General features: G+C 65.4%; 14 protein-coding genes and 1 tRNA gene. 2 read left to right on the forward strand and 13 right to left on the reverse strand.

Annotation, left to right across the window (positions count from 1 at the left end; translation table 11 throughout):
* Window positions 1-145: 145 nt before the first annotated feature.
* The 8 genes from GGQ96_RS12335 to GGQ96_RS12370 are packed head-to-tail and all read right to left on the reverse strand — an operon-like array spanning window position 146 to window position 7,678.
* Window positions 146-742 carry a retropepsin-like aspartic protease family protein gene (locus GGQ96_RS12335; RefSeq protein ID WP_184115176.1) on the reverse strand — a complete coding sequence of 199 codons (597 nt, stop codon included), beginning with the start codon at window positions 740-742 and terminating at the stop codon, window positions 146-148.
* Window positions 739-1,503 carry an MBL fold metallo-hydrolase gene (locus tag GGQ96_RS12340; protein ID WP_184115178.1) on the reverse strand — a complete coding sequence of 255 codons (765 nt, stop codon included), beginning with the start codon at window positions 1,501-1,503 and terminating at the stop codon, window positions 739-741. Before GGQ96_RS12340 ends, GGQ96_RS12335 begins: the two co-directional genes overlap by 4 nt.
* Window positions 1,500-2,276, reverse strand: coding sequence for a TatD family hydrolase (locus tag GGQ96_RS12345; RefSeq protein WP_184115180.1), 777 nt, complete (start codon window positions 2,274-2,276; stop codon window positions 1,500-1,502). The genes GGQ96_RS12340 and GGQ96_RS12345 overlap by 4 nt, the downstream gene beginning before the upstream one ends.
* Window positions 2,276-3,829, reverse strand: a complete 1,554-nt coding sequence (metG, locus tag GGQ96_RS12350) for a methionine--tRNA ligase (RefSeq protein WP_184115734.1) — start codon at window positions 3,827-3,829, stop codon at window positions 2,276-2,278. Before metG ends, GGQ96_RS12345 begins: the two co-directional genes overlap by 1 nt.
* 10 nt (window positions 3,830-3,839) lie before the next feature.
* Complete coding sequence (locus tag GGQ96_RS12355) at window positions 3,840-4,814, reverse strand: AAA family ATPase (protein ID WP_184115182.1); 975 nt, start codon at window positions 4,812-4,814, stop codon at window positions 3,840-3,842.
* Between the two features lie 13 nt (window positions 4,815-4,827).
* Window positions 4,828-6,000, reverse strand: a complete 1,173-nt coding sequence (locus tag GGQ96_RS12360; RefSeq protein WP_184115184.1) for a D-alanyl-D-alanine carboxypeptidase family protein — start codon at window positions 5,998-6,000, stop codon at window positions 4,828-4,830.
* An 18-nt stretch (window positions 6,001-6,018) separates the two neighbouring features.
* Window positions 6,019-6,663 (reverse strand): SPOR domain-containing protein, encoded by a 645-nt coding sequence (locus GGQ96_RS21460; protein WP_184115186.1) that lies wholly within the window; start codon window positions 6,661-6,663, stop codon window positions 6,019-6,021.
* Complete coding sequence (locus GGQ96_RS12370; RefSeq protein ID WP_184115188.1) at window positions 6,647-7,678, reverse strand: lytic murein transglycosylase; 1,032 nt, start codon at window positions 7,676-7,678, stop codon at window positions 6,647-6,649. Before GGQ96_RS12370 ends, GGQ96_RS21460 begins: the two co-directional genes overlap by 17 nt.
* A gap of 104 nt (window positions 7,679-7,782) precedes the next feature.
* Here GGQ96_RS12370 and GGQ96_RS12375 point away from each other — a divergent pair.
* Window positions 7,783-7,872, forward strand: a tRNA-Ser gene (locus GGQ96_RS12375).
* 1,459 nt (window positions 7,873-9,331) lie between these two features.
* On the opposite strand, the gene GGQ96_RS12380 is transcribed toward GGQ96_RS12375, so the two are convergent.
* Together GGQ96_RS12380 and GGQ96_RS12385 are read right to left on the reverse strand one after the other, a co-directional pair.
* Complete coding sequence (locus GGQ96_RS12380; RefSeq protein WP_184115190.1) at window positions 9,332-10,342, reverse strand: ferritin-like domain-containing protein; 1,011 nt, start codon at window positions 10,340-10,342, stop codon at window positions 9,332-9,334.
* A gap of 27 nt (window positions 10,343-10,369) precedes the next feature.
* Entirely contained in the window at window positions 10,370-11,338 is a 969-nt protein-coding gene (locus GGQ96_RS12385) for a ferritin-like domain-containing protein (RefSeq protein WP_184115736.1), read from the reverse strand.
* Window positions 11,339-11,665: 327 nt separating this feature from the next.
* On the opposite strand from GGQ96_RS12385, the gene GGQ96_RS12390 reads away from it, so the two are divergent.
* Complete coding sequence (locus GGQ96_RS12390) at window positions 11,666-11,848, forward strand: hypothetical protein (protein WP_184115192.1); 183 nt, start codon at window positions 11,666-11,668, stop codon at window positions 11,846-11,848.
* 87 nt (window positions 11,849-11,935) lie between these two features.
* Here GGQ96_RS12390 and GGQ96_RS12395 read toward each other — a convergent pair whose 3' ends face one another.
* The 3 genes from GGQ96_RS12395 to GGQ96_RS12405 all read right to left on the reverse strand — a co-directional run bounded on the left by GGQ96_RS12395 (window position 11,936) and on the right by GGQ96_RS12405 (window position 16,787).
* Window positions 11,936-12,364: a hypothetical protein gene (locus tag GGQ96_RS12395; RefSeq protein ID WP_184115194.1), complete on the reverse strand. Its 429-nt coding sequence runs from the start codon at window positions 12,362-12,364 to the stop codon at window positions 11,936-11,938.
* A 403-nt stretch (window positions 12,365-12,767) separates the two neighbouring features.
* Window positions 12,768-13,319 carry an FxDxF family PEP-CTERM protein gene (locus GGQ96_RS12400; RefSeq protein ID WP_184115196.1) on the reverse strand — a complete coding sequence of 184 codons (552 nt, stop codon included), beginning with the start codon at window positions 13,317-13,319 and terminating at the stop codon, window positions 12,768-12,770.
* A gap of 573 nt (window positions 13,320-13,892) precedes the next feature.
* Window positions 13,893-16,787: a PAS domain S-box protein gene (locus GGQ96_RS12405; protein WP_184115198.1), complete on the reverse strand. Its 2,895-nt coding sequence runs from the start codon at window positions 16,785-16,787 to the stop codon at window positions 13,893-13,895.
* Window positions 16,788-16,835: the final 48 nt, after the last annotated feature.

Genomic DNA, 16,835 nt, shown 5'->3' on the forward strand with positions numbered 1-16,835 from the left:
ACCTGGCGACGATCATGGCACCCGACGTCCGCTTGTCAGCTTAAAGTGTCATCTCTAAGTTGCGGAGAGGTGTCATTTGCACGTTGCGCTTACACATCCTCCCGCACACAGATGCTCGATAAGAAACATTATGTAAAATCAGGCGTCATTCCGCAGGTGGTGCCGCGCCGCGGTCCGTCGCGGTCATCACCAGTGTTCGACCATCGACATGCCAGGACGCCAGCCGCGACAGGAAGTTCATGCCCAGCACGTCGGTGTCGCCGAACGCCGGCGACACCACCACGCCCAGATCGTGCATCCGGATCGAGCCGACGCGCACTTCCTTGACCCGCGCGGTATCGGCGGCGACGCGGCCGTTCGCCGTCTGGATCAGCGCAGCGAACGGATTGGCGTTCAAGTCGAGCCCCAGCGCCTTGGCGGTGCCGACCGACAAGGCGGTGGTTGTGGCGCCGCTGTCGACCAGCATCCGGCGAGACACGCCTTCGATCTCGACCTCGGCATAGAAATGCCCGTCGGGGTCCTGGCGGATGCGCGTCTCGCCGCCGCTGGTGCGCTGGTCGGAGAATATACCCGGCAACCGGTCGCGCTGGCTGACGGCCAGCAGGCCGACCGCGAAGATGCCGATCCAGGCCAGCGCCATCTTCACCGTCTGCTTCAGCGGAGGCCGGCGCGCGATCAAGCCGGCGAGCGGCAGGATCAACAGCAGCGCATAGAAAAACAGGTCCGCGCCGCGATCGCTCATTGGCCGAGCGTCAGTCCGTCATAGCCCGGCTCGACCCCAGCCGGCAGCGCCGCCGCCAACGTGCGATAGTCCAGGCTCTGGTCCATATGGATCAGCGCGGCCCGGCCCGGCTGGAACGCGGCGATCCAGCCGAGCACCTGATCGACGGTCGGGTGCGAAGGATGCGGCTTGTAGCGTAGGGCATCGACGATCCACACGTCCAAATCCTGGTACAGCGTGCGCATCGCATCGGTCATCACATTGAAATCAGTAGCGTAACCGATGCTGTACCCCCCTGCCTCGAACCGCAACCCGGCGCTGGCGATGTTGCCGTGCGGCTGATCGGTGACGGTGACGACGATGTCGCCGATGGTGATCCGGTCGGGCAGGATCTCCGCCGCGATGGTCGGCGGATAGCCGGGTCGGCCGTTGAATGCATAGGCGAAGCGCGTCTGCAGCGCGTCCAGCGTCCTTGGGCGGGCCAGCCCCCTGACAGGATGGCCGAGCGCATGGAAGACCTGGCGCAGGTCGTCGATACCGTGGCAATGATCGGCATGGTCGTGGGTCCAGATCACCGCATCGAAGGTCCCGACCTCGGCGGCGAGCAACTGCTCGCGCATATCGGGGCCGCTGTCGACCAGGATGCGGGTGTCGCCATGCTCGACCAGCAGCGCCGCGCGCGTTCGCCGGTTGCGCGGCTCGGCCGGGTCGCACGCCCCCCAGTCATTGCCGATCCGCGGCACCCCCGACGAAGTGCCGGCGCCGAGGATGCGCGCCCTCACGCCAGCGTCTTGCCAAACAAGGTGTGGAAGTTGGTGGCGGTGCGTTCGGCCAACGCTTCGGGAGCATCGCCGCGCACTTGCGCCAGAAAGGCGAGCGTGTCGGCGACGAAGCCAGGTTCGCCCGGCTTGCCCCGATGCGGCACCGGCGCGAGGAAGGGCGCATCGGTCTCGATCAGCAGGCGATCGGCGGGGATGGCGCGCGCCGTTTCCTGGATGTCCCTGGCGTTCTTGAACGTCACGATCCCGGAAATGGATATATAAAGCCCGAGTTCAAGCGCCTGGTCGGCGAAGGCGCGGCTGGCGGTGAAGCAGTGGATGACGCCGGAATAGGCGCCCTTGTCCATCTCGTCGCGCAGGATCGCGATCGTGTCCGCTTCCGCGTCGCGGGTATGGACGATCAGCGGCAGGCCGGTCTCGCGGCAGGCAGCGATATGGGCGCGGAAGCTGGCCTGTTGCCGCTCCACGCCGCTATGCTCGTAATGATAGTCCAGGCCGGACTCACCGATGCCGACGACGCGGGGATGCGCCGCACGCGCCACCAGCTTGCCGGTATCGACATGCGGGTGGGCATCCGCCTCGTTGGGGTGGATGCCCACCGTCGCCCAGACATCGGCCTCGCGCTCCGCGGTGGCGAGCACCGCGTCCCATTCGCTCTCGCGCGTGGCGATGTTGAGCATCGCGGTCACCCCCCTCGCCCGCGCGCGCTCCAGCACGGCCTGCTGCTGTTCGACCAGTCCCGGATAGTTTAGGTGGCAGTGGCTGTCGGCTAGCATCAGGCGGCCTCTACAGGGGCTTCCAGGCGGGGAAAGGCGGGTGTCGGGGTGTCGAGGCGGAAACCGGCTTCGGACTGGCGCGCATACCAGCCGTCATCGTCGATCGCCGCATGGTCGCGCTGCTCGACGCCGAGCAAATCGAGCACCCTGCCCGCGCCGTCCGGCACCACGGGCAGAATGGCGATGGCAAGCATGCGGATGGCCCGGACCAGCGTGCCAAGCACCGCATGCATCCGCTCCGGATCGGTCTTGCGCAGCGCCCAGGGCGCCTGCACGTCGATATATTGGTTGCAGGCATAGACGCCGCGAATCCAGCTTTCAATCCCCTGACTGAGCATCAGATCGGAAAACCCCGCCTTCAATCCGGCACAGGCGACGACCACCTCCTCGATCAGCATCGCGTCGGCCGGATCGCTCCGTCCCGCCTCGGGCAGCGCGCCGCCCAGGTTCTTAACGATGAACGACAAGGTCCGCTGCGCCAGATTGCCGAAGGCGTTCGCCAGTTCGGCATTGACGCGCGTGACGATCGCCTCGGCCGAATAGCTGCCGTCCTGACCGAAGCTCACCTCGCGCAGGAAGAAATAGCGCAGCGCATCGATGCCGAACAGGTCCGCCAGCTCCATCGGGTCGACGACATTGCCCAGCGATTTGGACATCTTTTCGCCGCGGCTGAGCAGGAAACCGTGGCCGAACACGCTCTTGGGAAGCGGGATCTTCGCGGACATCAGGAAGGCGGGCCAGTAAACCGCGTGGAAGCGCACGATGTCCTTGCCAATCAGGTGCAGGTCGGCGGGCCAGTAGCGCGCCTTTTCCGCATCCTTGTTGGGATAACCGGTGCCGGTCAGATAGTTGGTCAGCGCGTCGACCCAGACGTACATGACATGCCCGGGGCTGCCCGGCACCGGCACGCCCCAGTCGAAGCTGGTGCGCGACACCGACAGGTCGGACAGGCCGCCCTCGACGAAGCGCATGACTTCGTTGCGGCGGCTCTCCGGCCGGATAAAGTCGGGATTGGCGGCGTAGAGGTCGAGCAGCGGCTGCTGATATCGGGACAAGCGGAAGAACCAGGTCTCTTCCGCCGTCCATTCGACGGGGGTGCCCTGGGGCGAGAGCTTTGCGCCCCCCTCCCCTTCGACCAGTTCCTTTTCGTCGTAGAAGGCTTCGTCCCGGACCGAGTACCAGCCCTCGTAGCGATCGAGATACAGGTCCCCGGCCTCGACCATCGCCTGCCAGATGGCCTGGCTGGCGGCGTAGTGATCGGCGTCGACCGTGCGGATGAAACGATCGTACGAAATCTGGAAGCGGTCGGCCATCACGCTGAAATGCGACGACATCTCGTCGGCGAAGGCGCGCGTCTCCAGCCCGCGCGCGCGCGCGGCCTGCGCCATCTTCAAACCATGCTCGTCGGTGCCGGTCTGGAACAGCACGTCGCGCCCCGCCTGGCGCTGGAAACGGGCGATGACGTCGGCCGCGACCATTTCATAGGCATGTCCGATATGCGGACGCCCGTTGGGATAATGGATGGCGGTGGTGATGTAATAGGGTTCGGCCATGCGCGCGGGGTTACGCGGCGTGGAGCCGCGCGACAAGTCCGGCCATCTCGAAGATCGTGCCCGACGCGTCGAGCGACAGCCCCCGCGCCGCGCCGGCGAGGTCGCGCGCGGCAGCATGGGCGTCCAGTGCGGTCTTCAGCGCCGCGCCCTGCCGGGTGCGCGCCTCGCGTGCGATGAAGCTGGGCGCGCGATCGAGAAAGGCCTCGTATCGCTCCTGCGCCGCCTTGCCGGCGAGTTGCCGGGCCAGCGCCGCGCGACGTGCATTGTCGGGATCGCCGTCCGCCGCGATCGCCGCGATCGCTGCATCGACCTTGGCGAGGTCGAGCCCCGCAAACCGCAGCCCCCGCCCCGGCGCGCCGTCCGCCGCCGCGACCAGAGCCGCGATCTCGCCCCCGTCCGCTTCGGGCAGCAGGTCGCGCAGCACCGATCCGGTCAGGCCGTCGTCCAAGCGCTCGAACCGCACCAGGCGGCAGCGCGAACGGATCGTCGGCAGCAGCTTGCCCGGCGCGTGGCTGACCAGCAGGAAGACAGTGCCGGCAGGCGGTTCCTCGAGGTTCTTCAGTAGAGCGTTGGCGCCATTCCGCTCCAGGTCGTCGATCGAATCGATGATCACCACGCGCCGCGGCCCCAAGGCCGGCATCGTCGCGAACATCGGCTGGAGCGTGCGCACCTGTGCGATGGTGATCGAGCGGGCGAGATCAGAGTCGGGCTTGTCCGCGTCCTTCGGCAGACGGCGCAGCACGCGCAGGTCGGGGTGGGCCCCCGCTTCCGCCAGCGCCCGCATCCGGCTCGCCTCGCCGACCGCGAGCCCGGTCGGCAGCGGCTCGCCCGCCGCCTGGGCCAGCATCCGCAGCGCGGCCTCCCGCGCGAACCCCGCCTTGCCGACTCCCTCCGGCCCGGCGAGCAGCCAGGCATGATGCAGCACGCCGCTGTCCAGCGCGGCCAGGAACGCCGCCCTGGCCGAATCATGCCCCTGGATCGTCATGCGCCCGCTGCGATCACGCGAAGAAGGACATCAGCCCATTCCAGGCGCGTCGGAAGAAGCCCGCCTCGCCCACGTCGCTCGCGGCAACCAGTGGCAGATGCTGTTCCGGCACGTCGGGCGAGGTGATGACCAGATCGGCGACATGTTGGCCCGCCTTGATCGGTGCCTTGATCGGCCCCTGATAGACGATCTTCGCCGTCATCTCGGGCGCCAGGCCGCCGGGCAGCGTCACCTTCAGCGTGTCGCCCGCGACCAGCCCGACCTGGGTTGCGTCGCCCAGTTGCACCTGCGCCGTCCCTACCTGCTTGCCCTTGGCGGCGATCGGCTTCGATTGCCACGCGCGGAAGCCCCAGTTCATGAACTTGACCGATTCCTCGACCCGTTGGTTGGCGCTGCCGAGGCCCGCCATCACCATCACCAGCCGGCGGCCATTCTGTTCGGCCGAGCCGGTGAAGCCATAGCCGGCCTCCTCGGTATGACCGGTCTTCAGACCATCGGCTCCGGCGACGCGGCCGAGCAGCGGATCGCGATTGGCCTGGGTGATCTCGCTGCCGCCCATGGTCTTCCCCCAGGTGAAGTCGCGGCGGCTGTAGAACTGCTTGTAGAGCTGTGGAAAGTTGGTGATCGTCGCCTCGGCCAGCGTCGCCAAGTCGCGCGCCGTGACATAGGTGACGCCGCCGTCAGGCCAGCCGTTCGACGTGCCGAAATGGCTGTTCTTCAAGCCGATCTTTTGCGCGTCGCGGTTCATCCGCTCGGTAAAGGATGGCTCGGTACCCGCAATATGCTCGGCCAGCACGACGCAGGCGTCGTTGCCCGACAGGGTGACGATGCCATAGAGCAGGTTGGCGACGCTGACCTGTTCGCCCGGCGACAGGAACATGGTCGAACCGGCCGCGGGGCCATGCCACTTCTTCCACGTCTCCGGCTGCACCGTGACCATGTCGTTCAGCTTCAGCTCGCCACGCTTGATCAGGTCGAAGGCCACGTAGACCGTCATCATCTTCGCCATCGACGCCGGCGGCATCCGGCGATCGGCGTCGCGCGCGAACAGCACCGCGCCGGTCGACATGTCCTGAAGGAAGGCGATCGGGGCCGGCGTATCGAACTGCGGCGCCGCGGCGGTCGAGGGCACCGCCAAGGTGACGATGGCGAGCGGGGCGGCAAGCGGCCCGAGCAGGGTCTTCATGAATTTTTGGTCCGTCATTCAATCGGTGGCGACTAGATGGGCATCGGCATAGCCGCGTGCGGCCGCGGCGTCACGCGCTTGCTGCGCCGCTGCGGCATCGAACGGCCCCTGTTGCACCCGCCAGAGGGCGCCGGCCGGCACGACCACGCCCGCCATCTGCGTGGCGAGCGCCAGCGCCCGGTCCTGGCTGGCGAACGTCGCGACCTGGACCAGGTAGAGACCGCTGGCCGAACGGGGCGCCACCGGAGGCTGCGCCACCGGCGCAGCGCCCCGGCCATCGGCGACGACGGTGCCGGGTCTCCCGTGGGGAACCGCCCGCACACGAACCTTGGCCAGTGCGCGGCGATCGGTGCCGAGCAGCTGCGCCGAGCCGCGCGAGAGGTCGATCAGCCGGCCATGACGATAGGGCCCGCGATCGTTGATCCGCACCAGAATTGACCGGCCCGTCGCGAGATTCGTGACTTGCGCGACGCTGCCGAGCGGCAGGCGGCGATGCGCGGCGGTGAAGCCGGCCGGATCGAACCGTTCGCCGGTGGCGGTGGGGCGGCCCGCCAGTTCCTCGCCATACCAGCTCGCCAGTCCGGTCTTCGCGTAACCGCCGCCACAGCCCGATAGCAGCAGCAGGGTCGCCAGCGCGACCGATGCGTCAGCCCGCGACCGCATCGGCCAGCAATCCCACTGACAGGGCATAGAAGTTGGAGCAATTGTAATCGAGGATGACCCGATAGTTGCCGGTCAGCAGATAGGCGGTGTTGCCCGGCCCGTCCGGCTCGATCAGCGTCGCCTGCACGTCGTCGGCGGGCCAGGCCCGGCCCATCGGCACCAGGCCCAGCGCGCGCCACTCCGCCATGCTGCGCCACGCGCTGTGCCGCTCGAAGACGCGCGGGCAGCGTGGCGACACCAGCCGGTTGGCGATCGTGGTGCGATCGAAACCCTGGGGCACCCCCACCGCCACCCCCCAGGGCTGGCCTGGCCGCCAGCCGGCATTCGCGAAATAATTGGCGATCGAGGCCAGCGTGTCCGCCTGGCTGTTCCAGATGTCGGCGCGGCCATCGCCATCGCCGTCGCGCGCCAGCCGCAGATAGATGGACGGCAGGAACTGCGGATTGCCGGTCGCCCCGGCCCAGCTTCCCTTGAGCTGCGACCGCGTCACGCCGCGATCGATCATCTTCAGCGCGGCGATCAGTTCCGGTTCGAACAGGCTGCGCCGCCGCCCCTCAAAAGCGAGCGACGCAAGCGAGCGGATCAGGTCGAAATTGCCGGTATAGCTGCCGTAATTGGTTTCATGTCCCCAGATCGCGACCATGATCGCCTCGGGCACGCCGGTGTCCCGCTCGATTGCCTGTAGCCGCGCGCGCTGCGCCTGATAGACGTTGCGTCCGCGCCCGATACGCTGCGCATCGACATGCTCGATCCGATAGGGCGCAAAGGGCGACACGATCGTGCTGCGCGGATTGCCCGGCTGGCCACGATCCAGTTCGATGACGCGCGGATTGACGGTCAGCCCGGCCAGCTCGCGCGCGGCCGTGTCGGGACGCACCCCATCCGCGACAGCGCGGGCGCGCACCTGCGCCAGATAGGCCTGGAACGCAGCGTCGCCCCCGGCATCCTGAGCCCGAGCCTGACCGGCGGCGAGGCCGAAGCCGAACATGGCGAGCGTGATGATCTTCCCCCACATGGCGGCGCTTGTCGCCGCAAAGGGGGCAAAGGGGCAAGCTCCGGTCATCGCCGGGGTTGCACGGACGGCCGCGCACGCTATCGAGGCACAACCAGCCGTGGCGCGGAAGAGTGGCCGAGCGGTTTAAGGCACCGGTCTTGAAAACCGGCGAACGGGCAACCGTTCCGTGGGTTCGAATCCCACCTCTTCCGCCAAGTCGTTGTTTCGACGTTTCAGAACAACCGAGAACTGGCTTAAATCTGCTATTCTCAGGCTTGTCGGGCTATGCATATCGCCCCACGATATGCCGGTTCAGCGCGCTCAATTCGGCACATGTCGGGAGTATATAAAATATTATTCCTGAGCATCGGTAATCTGGCGGATTTTAGGTGCTGACCGATGTCGCCTGCCGCCGCGCGACGGCAGAGGAGTAGCCGTACAAGCTACGCGGCTGGCGCCGCCTACCGAGAAATTCCCTCTTGGAAGTACGAATAGACGACGAGCACAGTGGGTGACCCCCCGGCATGTCCCGTTCGATGGCGCGAGTTTGCGCATGCAACCAGTCAGCTGAACCAAAGGGTTCTACGTGGGTTAGGTGGATAGCGAGGGACTAAACCGTTGCTTTCGCGTGGACTTAGCTGTTCGTGGCGATGCGGGAACAGGCCGGCGCTTCTACTTTCAGCGGCAAGGAGATGGTGATGAGGGAAGTCAACGCAGAACGCTGTCTCATGGGAGTGGTGACCGTAAGTTGCGCAGTGATCGCGTTGGGTGGGTCTGTCGGCTTAGGTGTCTTAGAGAAGAAGCGGACGCAGGAACAAATCGCGGTCGCGAAAACCCGCGGTCAGGTGTCCAAATGGCAGGAGCTCGAACGCCGCCGCGCACGCATGTCACACGCAACGGTATCCACTGCCGTCAGCGCACGGTAACTTCGACTCCGTATTCCGGAGCGGAGACAGCCTCCGTCGCGATAATGTCCTGCCCCGCTATTTCCACGTCGATATCCCCCGACCAGCGCTGGCCATACCCCCGTCTCAGCGTACGCCAAATTGCTGTCATGGCCGCTATCTGTGATGGCGAAGGCTATGCTTCCATTTGCCGCGCTTCTCGCCGCCGTTCCGGCAACGCCTGCATCTCCGATCGTTCCGTTAAGTCAAACAGCGGAGATCGACCAGATAGTGGAAGCTCCATAGGACGACGCTTCAAAAAAGTTCGAGGATCACGTCGCTTCACTGGCGGCTGATGATCGAGCGCCCGCGCTGCTTGCCGCAGGCTTCCGCCGCATTCGCCCCGAGGATACTGTGCTAACTTTGTATATTCGAAGCGCATCGCGGAGGACCTGGGTCGGCGATCACTTCACCCTAAGGATCTACACGTCCGGGAAGTCGTTCAGCGCTGCTATGTCGCTGCGCGCCAGGCTGCAGGGCGAAGCGGGTGACAAGATCGAGTGGAAACCTCTTACCGTTCCCCCGCCCCCGGAGGATTGAAGCCGCCCTCGACCAAGACGGCAGCCACCTCGAAATTGCGGTCGTCTGGGGCGGACGATCCGTTTGCCGCGCCGCTTACGTCCCCTCGTTCGATGGGGCCGGCCGGGGCGTATAGGCCCCAGCCGTACCCCAGACCGGCATGCGTGGATCAGACCCGGATGTGTCTGCGTGCGTCTTCATCGCACGTCGGTCATCCCGCAGTCGATCCACGCACATTGCCGTTCAGCCCGGCTGGGAAGAACCCGCCGCTCGTCACCGCGCCGGCGTTGAGATAGGCGATGTTCAGGACGTCTCCGGGCGTACGGCCGAAGACGATGCCGTCACTATCCGTGGGCACGATGTTCGAAGCCAAGCCGCCATTGATCGTGACCGGACTGATGCCTTGATCATCGTCGACGCTATTGTCCAGCGCGTCGCGTGCGTCGGATATCTTGTCGGCATTGGTCCGCAGGATGGGCAAGGCCAGCCCCTTGCGATACAGCAGCGTGCGGATCAGGCCGGAGTGATAGGCTTCCACCGCCAGAATGCCGGCAGCAGCCTCCAGGATCACCTTGTTGGCAATCTTCGAGGCCGATCCCTTATAGGCGGTAACGCCGACATCGGTGAGCAGCATGCCGCCTAGCAGCCAGTTTTCGTCGGAGGCATAGGGATCGAAGGTGCCGTTGGCGTCCACCACCCCAGCTGCGCGCGCGGCCGCGGTGAATGCGCCGGTCGCACCGCCATCGATGTTGATGGCCGGTTGCGCCACGGCAGCGCTGCCCAGCTGCTGCCGCAGGAAACTGACATGCGCGTTTTCGTCCGCTGCGATCTCCCGGGCGTAGGCGGCCACGCTTGCATCCGTGAAAGCCACGCGCCGCCCGCCGATCACGCCGCCTCGCGCGCCGGTCCCGTCGGTGAAGGCGTCGTTCAAACCCGACCCGAAGGCCGCGAAGGTATAATAATTAGCCTCGAGATATTCGAGGTTGAGCGCAAAGTTGAGCACGTCGACGTCGCCCGCCGGGAGCGATGCCGAAGGTGTCGGCGTGGCTGTCGGCGCCGGTGCCGGCTGATAATCGTCGTCATCATCGCCGCAGGCGGCGAGCATCGTCGAACCGGCGGTCGCCGCCAGGGCGGTGCCAGCAATCTTCATGAAGCGGCGTCGTTCGGACCGGCGCTGCGCGGCGATGTCGAACACTTCCAGGAGCGTTTCACGATCGATCATGGGAGTTTCCCCTTGTCCGCCCTTGGATCAGGCGTTGTTGATGCTGCTGCGGATGGCGCCGTTGACGCCGGCAGGGAAAAATCCACCCGCGGTGGCCTCTGCCTTGGTCAGGTAGACGATGTTGAGCACCTGACCGGCCGACCGGCTGAACGCGAGTCCATTGGTATCGGTCGGCGCGATGTTCGACGTGTCGCCTGCGTTCGAGGCCACATAGGCGATCCCCTGGTCCAGGTCGGTCGAACCGTCGAGCGAATCGCGGGCGGTCGACACCAACTCGGTGTCGCCCCGCACGGTCGAGGCCTTCAGGCCCGGCATCGATCCCATCTGATCGATCGTCGTGCGGATGATCCCGGCATGATAGGCTTCGGCCGCCAAGATGCCGGCCGCCGCGTCGATATAGGCGGGCGTGGTGATCAGCGCCGACGATCCCTTATACGCGGTGACACCGACGTCCTCGAACAGGAATGCCCCGTAGAGGAAATTGAGATCGGAGGCATAGGGATCGAACGATGCCGTGGTCGGGATCAGCGTCGCGGCCTGCGCGGCTTTGCTGAAGGCGCTGGTCGGCGAGACCGACAGGTCGATCGCAGGCTGCGCGACGGCGCGTTCGCCAAGCTGGCGGCGCAGAAACAGCACGTGATTGAGTTCATCCTCGGCGATCTCGCGCGCCATCTCGGCGATGATACGGTCCGAGAAGGTCACCTGCTTGCCGCCCGTCGCCGCGCCGGCGGCCCCTGTCCCACCCGTCGCGGAAACAGGAATGGCCTGACCATAGACCGCGTAATAGTAGAAGTTGGCCTCGAGATATTCGAGATTGAGCGCGAAGTTGAGGACATCGAATTCCGATAGGGTCTGCGCCTGGGCAGCCTGACTGACAAGGAAGGCACCCGATCCGACGGCGGCAGCTCCGAGGGCCGCTCTGAAGAAAGCGCGACGCCCTTGTTGACGCTCGGCGTGGACCTCGAGCGCTTCCATGCCCATTGACGTATTCGCCATGCCTTGGCTCCCCTGTTTAACAGGAAAGCTTAAACTATTGATATATGACGCAGTTCCTGGATAATTGGTCAACAAACATCACTGATTTGCGGCAGCGTTTGCGCGCAACTTGGGTTATCGACAGTCGTGCCCTGCACAGCTTGCCGATGGATGCTCAAGCGACTGTGTAGATCGGGCGGACACATGGTCCGCCGCGCTCTTCATTTCTCGTTATATGGACCTGTGGGCGGGAACGGATATATTCCGGCTGTACCCCAGTCCCGCCAGGACAAAGCATCGAAGCGGAGTCGTATTGCATCCTCGCGAATGGCACGTAGGATGCGGACAATGGACGTTGATGATACCGATCAGCTCATCGCCCTGGTACACGGCTGCGGTTTGCAGGCGGGCGCGGATGCGTCGAAGAGCCGGTCGGACTGCCCGTTCTGCAATGACCGGGCCGATCTCTGCCGCGCTTGGCTCGCCGGCTTCGGGATCGGGCGTGCCGTACTGTCGAAAGCGCGGCATTGACCGGACGGAAGGCCACGACTCCTCACCGACGATTTGCTGGTGATCGGCCTCTCATTTGCACACACTTCGACACCGGATCGGATCGGTTCAGAGATGCGCGATCGCGCGCCACCAACCCGGAAGCGCGGCTCTTTTGCGACTGAGATGTCCGCTCAGCGCCGCGACCAGCGCCCGGACCGATACAGCATACCCCTCTCGATCCTCGCTGATCGCAGGGATAGACCACAACCCGACATGCTCCGTGTACCGGCGGCGCAAGTCCGCTGCCTCCGCTCCCAAATCGACGAAATGTAACGGGCGTTTGGCCGTTGGCAGCCGGCGGATCGGTCCATTGATCGCCGCCTCCTCCGCGATCACATTGTCATGAAGAAGCTTGGCAAGCCGCATCCTGGCTTTTCCGATCTCTTCGATGCTCACGTCAGGTCGCAGTTGCGATACCAGCATGGCACAGCAATCGACGATTGCGGCATGTTGCTGTTCGATGGCGTTCTTCGCTGTATCTATCGATGATGTCACACCTGCCCTGTAGCGCGAGAAGCCCGATAGTATGATGAATTATCTGACATAAATGGCAGATGGGAACTCATCATCTCCCATCGGCTTCCGTGGTGCCGCCGCCGTGCCAGCGCGCAGAGTAGGAGCACGCGACCCGTGCGACCGTCTGGACGGGCGCACATCGGCCGAGGGGCACAGGGTCTGGGCGCTCTCAGGACATCCCGGCATCCTCCATCGACAGACGGACGAGCGGGAGGCCGTGGCCGATGCGCCAGGCCGTACGCGCCGCCGACCCGAAGACGTACAGGCAGCTTTTCGGGATCACCGGCCGGATAGTCAGGGATGCCGCCGCTGAACATGGCAGGAGCGGCGGAGGCAAGCCCCGCCGCTCCTTCCATCGGCCTTCCGGGCGACGCGCGTGAGTCTAGGCGTAGACGACCGCCTGGCTGCGACGACGATAGCGCGAAGCCGCGCCGAGCATCGCGAAGCCGACAAGCATCATCGCCCAAGTTGCCGGCTCGGGAACCGCCGAGGGGATGAAGCTGGCCTGACCGCCATAGGCACCGTTGCCGCGCGAGAAGCCGGTGACCGTGATCGTGTTGAGCTGACCCGCGACGATCGGGATCATGTTCTTGTAGGCGGACTCAAACACGCCACCGCCTGCGCTGGTCAGGTCCGCTGCCACGCCGTTGATCAACACAGAGGTGAAATCCAGGTCGTTCGCGGACCCGACGAAGTTCGCACTCGTGGTCACGGTACCGCTGCCAAAGCCATCGCTGGGCAAGGTAAAGGTGAACGTGTCGGTAAACGCGCCCGCTGCGATGCCGGTATTGAAGAAGGCGCCGGCGAACGTTCCATTCGGACCGGGCGTCGCCGTGAAATTCGGGCTGCCGACCGGGAAGGTGGCGGCCTGAGCCGACGAGAAGCTGACGAAAGCGAGGGTGGCGGCACCTGCCGCGAGTAAAGCCTTTTTCATTCCATCTCTCCCTGCGCCGGTACGGCGATCATGGTGGAGACGGTAGAACGTCTGCTGTCGTTGGCTGATCCCAATGGTTAAGCAACTGAATACGCTTGCTTTTGTCCCAGTTGTCCCATGGTGGGATGGGTGCGATGCCCATTCCGAACTTTTGCGTATTTACAACGCGATACAACCCAAATGGCCGTTGCCGCAGTTTGAAGACGCAAAGTCCCTTCAGCCTCTCGTGAGTTCCTGGGTTTCATGGATCGAAGATATGCGATCTACAGCATCGAAACTGTACAGCCCTGCGGCCGCTACGTTTCGCACTCGGAGATTGCGCACAGGATCGTGACTATCGCGCGTATCCTGCGAACCATCGTCGCCCGGAAAGCGCCGGCTGCACGGCTCTCACCGACTGTCGCATAGGCGGCAGCCCTGTCCTTCGCCCACGCCCAGCCGCGTCGCAGCAGCCCAGGCACCGGACCGGACATGGCTCAAGCGCGCCGGGAGCCGGCTGCCCAGCGAGCACGTGCGGGACAAGGCACCCCGGGACCCGTCCGATATGGTGCGTGGCGGCAGGATGTCAGACCGTCACGGCTCCACGTGCTTGACGCGGGCGACCTTGCGCAGCGCCCGCGCCAGGTCGTCCATGGAATAGGGCTTGTGCAGGAGGGCGAAGCCGTGGTCGGCGTTGCGGGCCAGCACTTCGCTATAGCCGCTCGTCAGCAGGACCGGCACGGTGGGATGGCGTTCGGCCAGCGTCTCGCCCAGCTCGATGCCGGACATGCCGGGCATCATTACGTCGGAGAACACGGCGTCGAACCGTTCTTCGCCCAGCAGGGCGAGCGCCTTGGCGCCGTCCGTCACCCATTCGGTGCGGTAGCCGAGTTCGGTCAACGCATGGGTGGCGAACGCACCGACTTCGCCATTGTCCTCGACGATCAGGACCCGCGCGCCCTCTCCTAGCGGAACGAAATCGTCCGGCGCTTCGGCGGCGACGCTTCCGTTCGCCCGGACCCTCGGCAGGTACATGGTGAAGGTCGCGCCAGCACCGACGATGCTGTCGACCAGGACATCACCGCCGGACTGTTTGGTGAAGCCGAAGACCTGACTGAGGCCTAGGCCGGTTCCCTCCCCGATCCCCTTGGTGGTGTAGAAGGGCTCGAAGATCAGCTCCATCCTGTCCGCGGCGATGCCCGGCCCCGTATCGGTCAGCGAGACGGTGACGAATTCTCCCCGCACGGCCGGATGGGCCCGTATGGCGGGCATCTCCGCCGCCTGCCCAACCGTGATCGTCAGGGCTCCCTCGCCCTTCATGGCGTCGCGGGCGTTGACCGCCATGTTGACGATCGCGGTGTCGAACTGGCTGCGGTCGGCGTCCACGCAGCAGGGCTCCGCAGGCAGCCGCAATTCGACCGCGATTCGCCCGCCGGTCAGGGCGCGAACCATGTCGACCACGGCACTGGTGCTGACGCGGGCGTCGAACACCTCGGGCTTCAGCGACTGCCGCCGTGCGAAGGCGAGCAGCTGATGGGTCAGCTTGGTCGCGCGATCCGCCGTGTCGGCGATCGCATCGATATAGCGGACGCGGCGTTCCTCCGAGAGCCCGGCGCGTCGCAGCAAATCCACCGAACCGCGGATCACGGTCAGCAGATTGTTGAAGTCATGCGCCACTCCGCCGGTGAGCTGGCCGATCGCCTCGACCTTCTGCGACTGGCGCAAGGCATCTTCCGCTACCCCCAGATCGGCGGTCCGCTCGGCGACGCGTTGCTCCAGCGTTTCGTTGAGCGCGCGTAGATCGGCCACTGCCCGGTCGCGCTCCGCTTCGATCGCACGCCGTTCCTCGACGTCGATCAGCACGCCCGGAAAATAGAGCGGCGTGCCGTCGGGGCCGTGGTCGACACGGCCATTCGCCTCAATCCAGTAGTAGCGACCATCGGCGCGTCGCACCCGATATTGGTGCGCATAGGAGCCGCCCCGCGCGATGGCCACGTCCAGCGCCTCGGCCAGCCCCGACTGGTCGTCGGGATGGACCGTTGCCGTTATCTGCGCGAGCGGGATACCCTCTCGCCCCAGCGCCGGGTCGAGGCCAAAGGCGCGGGCGAAGGCTTCGTCGACGGTGAACTGGTCTCTGGGCAAGTCCCAATGCCAGGTGCCGATGATCGCGCCGGCCTCCAGGGCGAGTTGCACCCGCTCGCTATTCTGCCGGGCCAGCGCCTCGCTGACGCGCAAGCGGTCCTCCGCTGCCCGGCGCGCGGTGACATCGTTGAAGATGATGGCAATCTGCCGGTCCGCGGGATCGCCGACCCGCACCGCCCGAACATCGAACCAGCGCTGGAACGCTTCGGCGTAATTCTCGAAGTTCATCGGTTCGCCGGTCTTGGCCACATGACCATAGGTGTCGAACCAGAAACGTTCCAGATCGGGGGCGAACTCGGTCACCCACTTGCCGCGAAGATTGACGCCGGACTGACGCTCGAACGCCGGGTTGGCTTCCAAGAACCGATAGTCGACCGGGCGGTCGTCCGCGTCGAACTTCACCTGCACGATGGCGAACGCAGCCTCGACCGTCTCGAAGATCGTCGTGAACCGCTCCTGTGCCTTTCGCAATTCGGCGCCGGCGAGATGCTCCTGCGTGCGGTCGCGGAGGATCTTCACATAACCGATATGCTGGTCCGCTTGGTTGAGCAGCGGCGACAGATCACCGCTCGCCCAGAACCGTTCCCCCCCTTTGCGTACATGCCATCGATCGTCCGCGGCGCGTCCGGTTTCCCGCGCAACCGTCATCTCCGCCGCGGGGACGCCGGCCTGGCGATCCTCATCGGTGAAGATCAGGCTACAGCTTCGCCCCATCGCCTCCTGCTCCGACCAGCCAAGCACCCGCTCGGCCCCATAGCTCCACTCGACGATCATGCCGTCGAGATCGGTCGCGATGATCGCGAAGTCCTGCGCGCTGTCGACGATCGCGCGCTGCCGGGCTTCGGCGGCGGCGACCTGCTTCGTTGCGAGACGCTGTTCGAGTTGCATCATAACCTGGCGCGCCAGGACCCGGATGGCCTGCAATTGCACCTCGGTCAGCGTCCGCGGGCGACGGTCGAGCACGCACAAGCTGCCGATCGGATACCCTTCGCTCGTCTTCAGCAGGGCACCGGCATAGAAGCGCAAATGGGGCGCGCCCGTCACCAGCGGGCTGTCGGCGAAGCGTGGATCGGCGCTGGCGTCGGGGATGAGCATGAACTCCTCCTCCAGGATCGCCTTGGCGCAAAACGATGTGTCGAGCGGGCTTTCCCGAACGCCCAGCCCCACCTCGGCCTTGAAGAACTGGCGACCGTCGCCGATCAGATTGACGATCGCGATCGGCGCCTCGCAGATCGCGGCCACCAATGCCGCAATTTCGTCGAACGCCGCTTCGCGCGGCGTGTCCATCACGTCGAATTGTGCGAGCGCGGCCAGCCGCTGCTGCTCACGCGCGGGAAGATCGGTCATCGTCGTCCAGGAAAGAAGTCTGTGTCCGGCTATGGCAGGAACATCAAT

The sequence above is a fragment of the Sphingomonas abaci genome, from assembly GCF_014199625.1.
Classification (GTDB): Bacteria; Pseudomonadota; Alphaproteobacteria; order Sphingomonadales; family Sphingomonadaceae; genus Sphingomonas; species Sphingomonas abaci.

Bases quoted from the DNA above. Each gene is read 5' to 3' on its own strand.
- GGQ96_RS12335 (WP_184115176.1), bottom strand. From the start codon at position 742: ATGAGCGATCGCGGCGCGGACCTGTTTTTCTATGCGCTGCTGTTGATC.
- GGQ96_RS12345 (WP_184115180.1), bottom strand. From the start codon at position 2,276: ATGCTAGCCGACAGCCACTGCCACCTAAACTATCCGGGACTGGTCGAA.
- metG (WP_184115734.1), bottom strand. From the start codon at position 3,829: ATGGCCGAACCCTATTACATCACCACCGCCATCCATTATCCCAACGGG.
- GGQ96_RS12355 (WP_184115182.1), bottom strand. From the start codon at position 4,814: ATGACGATCCAGGGGCATGATTCGGCCAGGGCGGCGTTCCTGGCCGCG.
- GGQ96_RS12360 (WP_184115184.1), bottom strand. From the start codon at position 6,000: ATGAAGACCCTGCTCGGGCCGCTTGCCGCCCCGCTCGCCATCGTCACC.
- GGQ96_RS21460 (WP_184115186.1), bottom strand. From the start codon at position 6,663: ATGCGGTCGCGGGCTGACGCATCGGTCGCGCTGGCGACCCTGCTGCTG.
- GGQ96_RS12370 (WP_184115188.1), bottom strand. From the start codon at position 7,678: ATGTGGGGGAAGATCATCACGCTCGCCATGTTCGGCTTCGGCCTCGCC.
- GGQ96_RS12380 (WP_184115190.1), bottom strand. From the start codon at position 10,342: ATGATCGATCGTGAAACGCTCCTGGAAGTGTTCGACATCGCCGCGCAG.
- GGQ96_RS12385 (WP_184115736.1), bottom strand. From the start codon at position 11,338: ATGGCGAATACGTCAATGGGCATGGAAGCGCTCGAGGTCCACGCCGAG.
- GGQ96_RS12390 (WP_184115192.1), top strand. From the start codon at position 11,666: ATGGACGTTGATGATACCGATCAGCTCATCGCCCTGGTACACGGCTGC.
- GGQ96_RS12400 (WP_184115196.1), bottom strand. From the start codon at position 13,319: ATGAAAAAGGCTTTACTCGCGGCAGGTGCCGCCACCCTCGCTTTCGTC.
- GGQ96_RS12405 (WP_184115198.1), bottom strand. From the start codon at position 16,787: ATGACCGATCTTCCCGCGCGTGAGCAGCAGCGGCTGGCCGCGCTCGCA.